The sequence below is a fragment of the Streptomyces californicus genome (assembly GCF_000717645.1).
Lineage (GTDB): Bacteria > Actinomycetota > Actinomycetes > Streptomycetales > Streptomycetaceae > Streptomyces > Streptomyces californicus.
In genome coordinates this window covers 1-1,986 of record NZ_JNZZ01000066.1, presented here as the reverse complement: position 1 = coordinate 1,986, position 1,986 = coordinate 1, and the positions used below count along the sequence as shown (strand labels likewise).

The 1,986-nt window shown below is 70.9% G+C and carries 1 protein-coding gene and 1 pseudogene; both read left to right on the top strand.

Features of this window, described 5'->3' with window-relative positions:
• Nucleotides 1-54: 54 nt before the first annotated feature.
• On the top strand, nt 55-1,473 hold the full coding sequence (locus IF19_RS0134210) for an ATP-binding protein (protein WP_030115852.1): 1,419 nt from the start codon (nt 55-57) through the stop codon (nt 1,471-1,473).
• Nucleotide 1,474: 1 nt separating this feature from the next.
• Nucleotides 1,475-1,986: pseudogene (locus IF19_RS0134205) on the top strand (type VI secretion protein); the annotation flags it as partial.

The following is a 1,986-nucleotide window of genomic DNA, read 5'->3' as shown; positions in this document are numbered from 1 at the left end:
CACCGCCACCCGCCACCCGCGACACGACCCACACACAGAGAGAGGGCGCCCCCCATGCGAGACCCCCTGTCCGCATTGTCGGATGCCTTCACCTCCTTCCTCTTCGGCAAGGTGGAGACGACCCGCCTCCCCGTCCGTACGTCCACGGGCCAGGCCCAGGCCGTCTACCTCCCCACCGCCGCCCCCGGCCTCGGAGACTCCGGCGTGATCATCGGCCGCGAGGTCTACAGCGGCAAGGGCTACATCTACGACCCTTTCCAGCTGTACGGGCAGCAGCTCCCCGCCCCCCACTGGCTCGTCCTCGGCGAGTCCGGCAACGGCAAGTCCGCGCTGGAGAAGACCTACGTCCTGCGCCAGCTCCGCTTCCGCGACCGCCAGGTCGTCGTCCTGGACGCCCAGGGCGAGGACGGCGTCGGTGAATGGAACCTCATCGCCCAGGAACTGGGCATCACCCCCATCCGCCTGGACCCCACCGCCGCGCTCAACGGCGGCATCCGCCTCAACCCGCTCGACCCCTCCATCACCACCACCGGCCAGCTCGCCCTGCTCCGCACGATCATCGAAGTCGCCATGGGCCACGGCCTCGACGAACGCTCCGGCTTCGCGCTGAAGGTGGCGCACGCCTTCGTCACCTCGACCATCACCGACCGCCAGCCGGTCCTGACGGACATCGTGGAACAGCTGCGCCACCCCGAGCCGAGGTCCGCCGAGGCGATGAACGTCGACATAGACGACGTACGGGCCTGGGGCCTGGACGTCGCCCTCGTCCTGGACCGACTGGTCGACGGCGACCTGCGCGGCATGTTCGACGGGCCCACGACCGTCGGCATCGACCTCGACGCGCCCCTCATCGTCTTCGACCTCTCGCACATCGACCGCAACTCCATCGCGATGCCGATCCTGATGGCCATCGTCGGCGTCTGGCTGGAACACACCTGGATCCGGCCCGACCGCAAGAAGCGCATCTTCCTGGTGGAGGAGGCGTGGCACATCATCAACTCCCCCTTCGTCGCGCAGCTCTTCCAGCGCCTGCTGAAGTTCGGCCGCCGCCTCGGCCTCTCCTTCGTCGCCGTCGTCCACCACCTCAGCGACGTGGTCGACGGAGCCGCGGCCAAGGAAGCCGCCGCCATCCTCAAGATGGCCTCCACCCGCACGATCTACGCCCAGAAGACGGACGAGGCGAGAGCGACCGGCCGGGTCATCGGCCTGCCCCGCTGGGCCGTCGAGATCATCCCCACCCTCACCCCCGGCATCGCCGTCTGGGACGTCAACGGCAACGTCCAGGTGGTCAAACACCTGATCACCGAAGCCGAACGCCCCCTGGTCTTCACCGACCGCGCCATGACCGAGGGCTCGACGGACCACCTGCTCCCCGACGACCTCCGCGCCGCCGAACTGGAGGCGGAGCAGCGGGCGGCCCGCATCGAGCACCAACAACGGATGAACGAGTCGTCCGAGTCCACGGTCGCCTGACATGGCGGCACGTCACCCGGTACGGGGCCGGGGCCCGGCCCCCCGCGACGGACACGACGGCAACGGGGGCGGCGGAGGCATCCCGGACGGCCTGCTCATCGGCCTCCTCGGCCTCCTCCTCGCCGCCACGCTCGTCACCTGGACGGCCACCGGCCTGGCCGGCCTCCTCACCCACGGGGGCTGGCCGGACGGCGTCACGTTCACCCGCGCCCCGCTCGCCCTGCGCGAACTGGTCACCTCCCCGCAGGACCTCGCCACCGCCTGGCCGGAGGCGTCCCGGGCGCAGCTCTCCGGATACGGCCTGTTCTGGGGCCTGTTCATCGGCGAGCTGATGGTGCTGCTGGTCCTCACGGTGTTCGCCGTCGGCGTCGTGGCCCGAGGCCGGGCGGTACGGGAACGCCGCCGCGAGGAACGCGCCGCCGCCCACGAGGAACGCCTCCACCCCCAGGACCGGGCCGCCACCCCGCACGAGACCCACCCCCGGAACGGCGCCGGTGCCACCCCTCACGACCA

Coding starts and splice junctions, on each gene's coding strand:
- IF19_RS0134210 (WP_030115852.1), top strand. CDS start 55: ATGCGAGACCCCCTGTCCGCATTGTCGGATGCCTTCACCTCCTTCCTC.